Raw genomic sequence first — 7,710 nt, 5'->3', positions numbered from 1 at the left:
TTGCTAAAGTATGCCACCTGAATAATTTTTTACTTATATAACTATCAACACAGGCTACAGGAAACAATAGACTTACTATGACTCATTTTATTGAAACAGAGAGACTTTACATCCATGCTCCAACTCTTTCGGACATTGATAATTGGCAGACTTTGCATTCTGATCAAGAAACAATGAAATATTTAGGCGGTACCCGTGACCGTGGTACTACTTTGCAATGGTTGAAAAATGATATTGCGCATTATAAAAAACATGGCTTCTGCTTAGGCTCTGTATTTGAGAGAGAAAGTAAAATGTTTATAGGTATAGCTGGTCTTGTCTATTTGAACTACGATGACAACCAACAAGATATAGAAATTGGCTATCAACTGAAGAAAAGTTGTTGGGATAAAGGATATGCAAGTGAACTTGTTCAATCGCTTATTAAATGGGGATTTTTTCATTTAAAGGTAAATAGATTAGTAGCTGTTACACGACCTGATAATCATAAATCGCAGCGTGTATTAGAAAAAGCAAAAATGCAATATGAAGGAAAGATTCAGTTTCACAACAATGAAGAAGATTATCTATTTTATGTGGTTTATAAACAACGTTAATAGAGCTAAATAAAACGACCATTTGACTATAGATGTTATGATATCTCATAAACTTATTCTGTAGTAATTTTATTCGTTCGTTTTTCATTACTAATATTTTGGTGAGATGTTTTGCTGAGGGAAATCCGGGTTAACTCATATGTTAATGTGCTAAATATAAAATGTAATCCGTTGATAAATGTCCTTCAAAATAAAGAATTAACTACCTTCTCCACATACTTATCCACTGATTCTGGGGATAAGGTGTCGAGGCGCGAAATTATCTGATGCAATTATAATCAATAAGTTTTTTCTTTTCGATTTTAGGGTGAGCTAGCATATGCCAGCGCTTTAACTGGCTATTTCCACAAAATAACCTAAACGCAGTATTGTCACGTATATGTTGCTCAGTCGTTCTATCGGTTAAATTAAATAGTTATTACAACAGATAAATACCCAAATGAATACTTACTCGAAGCGATCTACCTATCTACCAAAAGCCCCGCTCAGTACGCTCTAAATAGAGTAATATTAATTCAAGAAGCTCATCCCACCAAGTGACGATCTAAGCGTATAAGTCGATGATCATCGGCGACTTTAATAGCCCGCTATCCCTCTATCAAACCTAGCTACATCTAAACTCATTATTTTTCTTTTTATAAGATGCTTAACAACAAATGCAATAAAAACCTTCTCTTTTGATTGTTTCATAATATAGTGTGTTTGATTAAAATTAATAAACACCCCTTACGCCTTTCAGTCTACTCGACTAGATCATTTCGTGACAGATACTAAAAAGTTAAATTTAAAAAAGGGGTCTATGAACCATATTTATAGATACGTTTTATAAACAGGGTTTATCAACATGATTTATAAAATACCATTTATAAACTAGATTGATAAACCCGATTGATAAGCCATAAGCAAGATAGGGGTCTATGAACCATATTGATAATAATTGTTTAAATATGATTCATTAGAACTAATAAAACTACAATGATAGGGGTTTATAGACCCTTAAATGGTTATGGAATCTGAAAGGGGTTTAATAGTAGTAAAAAGTAGTAGTATTTAAATATTATTACTATTTTTAGGCGCCTACCGATTTTACATCTATGCACATTAGCCAAAACTAATAAAATGATTAAATAACCTTTTGTATAATTTAAGTTCGTATTTTAAAATCTACTCTTTAAATCCACCCTTATTTTTAAAATATAATGCAAGACTATTTAATGATTAAATAGTCTTTTTTAGCTGATAGAATTAAATCATATTCAGATATTATCTGTGTCATAGAGGCTTATAAACCCCTTTGTACACCATATTCCATTATATTCTTAGGTTTAAAAATTGTTTCTGATTCAATTTAAGTATAATTTACAAAAATTGCCTTTGAAAAGATTTACATATCATGAAACATTAATGTATTATTAAAACATAATTTGTTTCACTGGAATAAGGAATACAAAGTGGATGTTTCCCAAATAAAAATTAGTGAACTATCCCGTCTCACAGAGATTAATAAAACTCTTATAAGTCGTTATTTTTAAAGAGGCTTCTGAGCCTCTCGTCACCAGGGTAAATGATTCGCATAGTTGGCTTATCTCCAGAAGCAACAACTCATTTTTACTTGAACATAATAAATACTGCTTTAATAAAGGCGGAGTTATTTTATCAGCAAATTTATGTGGAGGAGTTGGTAAAACAACAGGCACTCACTCTCTAAGCGCATCCGCACGCAGAATTATTCATAGAGATGATCCGATAGTAGTTGTAGATACCGATCCGCAAGGCAGCTTTACAGCTTCTATGTTTGGTGCTCCTGCTGAAGATAACGAACTTATTCTTATTGATTTCCTGGAAGGAAAAACAAAGATTGAAAATATTCTTACCGAAGTTGGTCAAAATGTTTGGTTTATTAAATCTAACCTTAACCAAGTTTATATAGATAAAGTCTTATCTAAGCCTGCTGAGATAAAAAAAGGGATGTTGAATTTTCTATGAAGAAATATTTAGATATTTAGGCGAAAATACAAAAATATTTCAAGATCACACTCCGCAATTATCTAGTATATTTGCTTCAAGTGTTTGTGCCATTTCACAATTGGATAAGAAATTATTAAGATCAGTCCTTATTCCAATGCGTAGTGATAATTATGCTATTGATGGTGCTGAAAAAATTCTTAATGAAATAAATGAACTGCAAGACACCTTCAATTTAGATGATGATATTGATATTCATTGTTACTTTTCAAGTATAGACCGTCGAATCTCGACAACTAGTGAAGCTATAAAAGGAGCAAAGAAAAAAGAAGCAATAATACATTATTTGTGCCCTGTTGTTATTCGATATTGCGCAGAAATCCCAAAAAGTATTCAAAAGTCAAATAATATATATAGTTCTGGTAAGGCAAACAATGCCGCAGAAGATTATCAAGATTTACTTCAATATATCTTCAGTTACACGAAAGATTCTGAGGTTGCTTGATATGGCTAGATTAGATGATCTAATGCCTGAATTTAGGGAAACTAAAAAAGATTTAAGAGCATTAAATACAAATGTAGTTACAGGTGTCAGAAGAAGACCGTGGCTAGACAAAACTGATGATACAGATATTAATAAGGATACTCGATCAATATCATCCCAAACTTATAGTGATGTAGTTAGTATACCCTCTAATAAAGAAGATTTATCAAAGGGGTCTATAAACCATGTTGATAAACCCCCTCTATCTTTTGAAGATTTAAGAAGTAATCCATTACAACTTTTTCGATATCTATACGAGCTTTCTAAACATGAAGATGACAATAATCAAACACCAAGAGTTAGATTAAAAGAAATAATGCTAAAATTAAATATTTCAAAGGACTCTGCTAGGACAGCTCTAAGATTTCTATTACGAGAGAAATTTATACAAAGAATTGCATTTCAGCCAGGACACTTAGGTTGGTCTAGATATAAATTGAATGAAGTGATTTGCCAACAACTACAAAGAGCTATTCAAAAGGGGTTTATAAACCCTTTCGATTTGGATAAAGATATAATCGTTGAAAATCCTAATAAGGGCGGGAATAACTTAAATGATCCTTGGGATGAAGTAGATATTACACCATTAGAAAACATAGGTTTTAATAAAAAACATTTATTACAGGTAAAAAATAAAATAACACCAGAACTTGCTCAGGAATCAATAAATCATTTTAGTTATGGCCTAAAATTTAATAAAAAAACAATAGAGTATTCAAATCCTATTGCTACTCTTATATCGGTATTGAAAAGGGGTGAAGCATGGATTGAGCCCCTTTATAAATCACCTCAAGAATTGTCTCAAATAAAACTCCTTGAAATGAAAAAGGCGGAATCTGAAAGAAAGAAAAAACTTGAAGAAGAATTATATGATCTAAGTCTCAATGAATGGCTAGAAAATTTAAGCGAAGAAAGAAGCAATGAAATAGCTCCGGATAATAGGAAAAAAGGCGATTTAGTTCCTCCAAGAGCTAAACTAACTAGTTATTTTAAAGAAAATGTTTGGCCTGAAAAAAGAAAAGCGTATTTAATCGAAGAATAAAAAATTTAGGAAATTAAGTATTATGTATAACTTAAATTATTTTGAAAAGCTTGCAAATACAGCAATTTTTAGTAAAGAAAAAAAAGAAGTATGGAAGGAAATAGGTAAAGATAGCTTAGCTTTAAGGAAGGATTTATCTAATAAGTCCCACTTTAGTGATACTACTAAAGTAGTGAATTTCAAATCTTGTGAGTAAGCGTTTAGCTCTAGTTGGTTCAGGCATTAAATCAATTTCGCATCTGACAATTGAAGCACAAACCTATATTCAACAAGCAGAATATGTTTTGTATTTAATTAATGAACCAATATTAGAAGATTGGTTAAAACAAAATAGTAAAAAATGCACTTCGCTGGAGCCCATATATTTCTCATGTGATAAAAGAGAATTAGCCTATAAAAAAATATCAATTGAAATTCTAAATTTTTTACAATTTTATAATTTTATTACGGTGGTCATTTATGGTCACCCAACAGTATTTTCATCTCCAGGATTAGAGGCTGTAAAAACTGCAAAAAAAAATAATATTGAAACTGTTATTATACCTGGTATTTCAGCCGAGGATTGTCTTTTTGCTGAATTAGGTATTGATCCTAGCGAAAGTGGCTGTTTTACAATTGAGGCAACCAATTTCTTAATTTCTAACGAGTCTTTAAGTAAATATTCTGATTTAGTTATTTGGCAGCTAGGTATGATAGGAAATTTTACTCCCATCAGAAGTAATAAATTTAGAAATTATATTAATTTAGTTCAGAAAAAGTTATTAGAAATTTATTCCACAAGACATAAAGCTATTTTATACGAAGCTTCTCTATACCCTGGAATCGAATCAAAGATTATTTATTTTCCTATAGAGAAGCTTAATGAACAGGAAGTTAGTACAATTTCAACCTTGTATATACCTGCAGAAAAAGGTGGAGACTTTAATAAAGAAATGTTAGCTAAGTTAAAATTATTAGCAGAGGATATTATATAAATATATTAGGGAATATTATGGATATAATTAAACAATATTTTGCCGATTTCAAAAAATTAAATAACAAATGCAAGTTGTATTTATTTTTTTACATGATTCAATCAATATCATTTGGAATATCTTTCTTTATAGCAATTTTTCTTAATGAATTTTTACTAATCAAACCTGATACTATAAGTTTAATAGTGGGGTTTTTTATAGCTGGAAATTTGGTCGGCTCAAAATTAATTTCAAGTTTTTTAGATAAAAATAATCCCTTTAAATTATCTAGTGCAGCTTTATTCATACAAGCAATTTGCTTTTACCTTATAACCTTTACAAATGTAGTATCAATCCTAGTTATTACTATGTTTATTCTAGGAGCCTCAAGTTATATTTATGTTATCTGTAATGATTATCTAATTACAAATTTATCAGGAGATTTAGAAAGTGAAAGGGCAACTGCTATTAGTTTATTAAATGTCTCATCAAATATAGGGCTGGGTATAGGTGGTGTAATTATTAGCTATATGTCAAAAAACAATCCTGTATTAATGTTCACATTTATCGGCTCAACTCTATTAATTTCTTCTATAGTTTATTATCTAGATAGTAAGAAGTTTTTATATGCACTAAAAAAAGAGCTTCAAGAGCCTTCCTTAACTTGTTTTAATCAAAATTTTTATAGAGTTAGTTTGTTAATAATATTTTTACTTGGTTTAATTTTCGCTCAGCAACGCGTAGGATACTCTCTTTTTTTAACTAACTATTTTAATGAATCTGGAGCAAGTTTTATCTTTTTGTTGAACTCAATTCTTATCATATTTTTTCTACCTACTGTAACTAGATATGCCATAGAAACAAATCAAATTATAACGATGGGCTTTGGGTCATGTATTTTAGGAGTGGGCATGTTTCTACTAAGATATGCATCTCATTCCTTTTCGCTAGTAGTATTTATTTGTCTAATTACCACGTTAGGTGAAATGCTGGGAACTACCTTGTCTCAACTTATTTGTTTTCAAAATGCTTCGGGACATAATAAAGGTAAAGCAATGGGTAATTATAAATTTTTATATTCATTAGGAACAATAATAGGTACTCTTGTTGGTGGTAAAATGCAAATATATTTTAATTCTAATAGTGTCTGGATTTTTTGTGGGATAATAGGAGCTATCTCATTCTTTGTTTGTATATATTACAATCAAAATAAGTATAAATCATTTAATCACCAGCCACAGAGAGTTTAATACACCCTCGAAAAAAATTTGCAGTGCTGGCTGATACGGAATTCTCTGGCATGCAATTTGAGAATGCATAATTAAATCTAATGTCCTTTTGAGCAATCTCGGACGCTAAGGTTATATCAATTCTGGGAGATGTATGAATATAGGTTAGCTCTGTATTCTTTACATGATTTTGTAATATTGATCCTTCCCAAATTCCCCCTTCTTTAATGATAAATAATTTAAATTTTTCAATAATTCTATTTAGATCTTCCATATTTTTTAAAGTACTGATTGTATTTTGTGTTTTAGGAGAAAAAGCTCTAGTAGTTGGGTATTGCATTGAATAATATACGCTTGCCGAATTGTTAGCTAATAAAAAGTATTGGGGTGCGATTATTGTAGGAATATATTTTTTTAATCCATATGAATATGTAAGTGTATGTTGAATTAATTTTAAAGGTGCTAAATCGTCATTAACTATAGGGGCAAGACCTGGAAAAGCAGAGACAGCTATATCTAATATATGCCTAGCGGTATCAGTTAAGTAAGGATTAATACTAAAATTTCCTTTTTCCTGCATTAATGAATATGCAATATCAAAGTAAAATTGATTACGTGTATATTCTGATTCTTTCCAAGCCAATTGAAATAAAAAAGATTTGACATGATTCCATTTAATATCATTAATAATACTATCTATCCAATTTTTTGAAAAATAGATAAGCTGCATATTCCAATTACCTTTATTGGAACTTGCATTAACCATGTCTTTAAAAAGTTGCCAATGATCATAAGGTCCTGATGGAAGTTTACTAAGAACACCAATTTCCCTTTCTAATTTTCTAAATGAGGTATTACAAGTCAAATATGGTAAGGAAAAAATAGTTCTAGCTCCCGCTGAAGCATTCAAAATACTATTTGGAGCATAGGGTAGAGGCTTATATTCGCTTAAAAATCTAGTAAAGTTAAAAAAATTACCTGGCTTCATAATTGCGATTGGAATTGTTCTATTCTTTTCTGGGAGATCAACAAAAAACTCCATGCTTTTATTTAAAACCATTCCCAGAGGTGAGCTATCTGACCCATACCCTAAATCATTGAAAATATTTTTAGGGGTCTCGCTAGACGTTAATCGGTAAAATGAACCATCTCCATTAGGTATGAATTGACTCCTATCATCTCCAATAATGGAGCCAAAAGGAAAATTTAAAATATAAAGAGGGTAGTTGTGATTAGGAGATATAGAATCTACTAAGCTAGTAAACTCTGGTGCAACATTATAAAAATTTTCTCTAATATCTTCCCAATAAACACGTTCTATTCCATAAAACATTATTATTCCAATAAAATTTATTTGTTTTCAATTTACTCAAAAACAAAA

Annotated in this window: 8 protein-coding genes; 7 read left to right on the top strand and 1 reads right to left on the bottom strand. The window is 30.4% G+C overall.

The annotated features are described in order from the left end of the window. The first annotated feature begins 77 nt into the window (after window positions 1-77). From DYE47_RS14500 to DYE47_RS14475, 7 genes are all read left to right on the top strand, one after another. Window positions 78-596: a GNAT family N-acetyltransferase gene (locus DYE47_RS14500; RefSeq protein ID WP_115304119.1), complete on the top strand. Its 519-nt coding sequence runs from the start codon at window positions 78-80 to the stop codon at window positions 594-596. Between the two features lie 1,524 nt (window positions 597-2,120). Further along, a complete protein-coding gene (locus DYE47_RS14495) occupies window positions 2,121-2,582 on the top strand; it encodes an AAA family ATPase (RefSeq protein WP_115304161.1) in 462 nt (153 codons plus the stop codon). Between the two features lie 136 nt (window positions 2,583-2,718). Then, window positions 2,719-3,066, top strand: coding sequence for a hypothetical protein (locus DYE47_RS14490; RefSeq protein WP_115304160.1), 348 nt, complete (start codon window positions 2,719-2,721; stop codon window positions 3,064-3,066). Window position 3,067: 1 nt separating this feature from the next. Beyond that, window positions 3,068-4,147 carry a hypothetical protein gene (locus tag DYE47_RS14485; protein WP_115304117.1) on the top strand — a complete coding sequence of 360 codons (1,080 nt, stop codon included), beginning with the start codon at window positions 3,068-3,070 and terminating at the stop codon, window positions 4,145-4,147. Between the two features lie 22 nt (window positions 4,148-4,169). Then, entirely contained in the window at window positions 4,170-4,343 is a 174-nt protein-coding gene (locus tag DYE47_RS16095; protein ID WP_160149910.1) for a hypothetical protein, read from the top strand. Beyond that, window positions 4,336-5,121 carry an SAM-dependent methyltransferase gene (locus DYE47_RS14480; RefSeq protein WP_160149909.1) on the top strand — a complete coding sequence of 262 codons (786 nt, stop codon included), beginning with the start codon at window positions 4,336-4,338 and terminating at the stop codon, window positions 5,119-5,121. Before DYE47_RS16095 ends, DYE47_RS14480 begins: the two co-directional genes overlap by 8 nt. A 17-nt stretch (window positions 5,122-5,138) precedes the next feature. Further along, window positions 5,139-6,350: an MFS transporter gene (locus DYE47_RS14475; protein WP_115304159.1), complete on the top strand. Its 1,212-nt coding sequence runs from the start codon at window positions 5,139-5,141 to the stop codon at window positions 6,348-6,350. On the opposite strand, the gene DYE47_RS14470 is transcribed toward DYE47_RS14475, so the two are convergent. Beyond that, window positions 6,325-7,662 (bottom strand): hypothetical protein, encoded by a 1,338-nt coding sequence (locus tag DYE47_RS14470; protein ID WP_115304158.1) that lies wholly within the window; start codon window positions 7,660-7,662, stop codon window positions 6,325-6,327. The two genes, DYE47_RS14475 and DYE47_RS14470, sit on opposite strands and share 26 nt — an antisense overlap. Window positions 7,663-7,710 lie beyond the last annotated feature (48 nt).

The organism is Legionella beliardensis (assembly GCF_900452395.1).
GTDB classification, from domain to species: domain Bacteria; phylum Pseudomonadota; class Gammaproteobacteria; order Legionellales; family Legionellaceae; genus Legionella_C; species Legionella_C beliardensis.
This window is presented reverse-complemented; position numbering and strand designations above follow the sequence as displayed.

Coding starts and splice junctions, on each gene's coding strand:
- DYE47_RS14490 (WP_115304160.1), top strand. CDS start 2,719: ATGCGTAGTGATAATTATGCTATTGATGGTGCTGAAAAAATTCTTAAT.
- DYE47_RS14500 (WP_115304119.1), top strand. CDS start 78: ATGACTCATTTTATTGAAACAGAGAGACTTTACATCCATGCTCCAACT.
- DYE47_RS14485 (WP_115304117.1), top strand. CDS start 3,068: ATGGCTAGATTAGATGATCTAATGCCTGAATTTAGGGAAACTAAAAAA.
- DYE47_RS14470 (WP_115304158.1), bottom strand. CDS start 7,662: ATGTTTTATGGAATAGAACGTGTTTATTGGGAAGATATTAGAGAAAAT.
- DYE47_RS14475 (WP_115304159.1), top strand. CDS start 5,139: ATGGATATAATTAAACAATATTTTGCCGATTTCAAAAAATTAAATAAC.
- DYE47_RS16095 (WP_160149910.1), top strand. CDS start 4,170: ATGTATAACTTAAATTATTTTGAAAAGCTTGCAAATACAGCAATTTTT.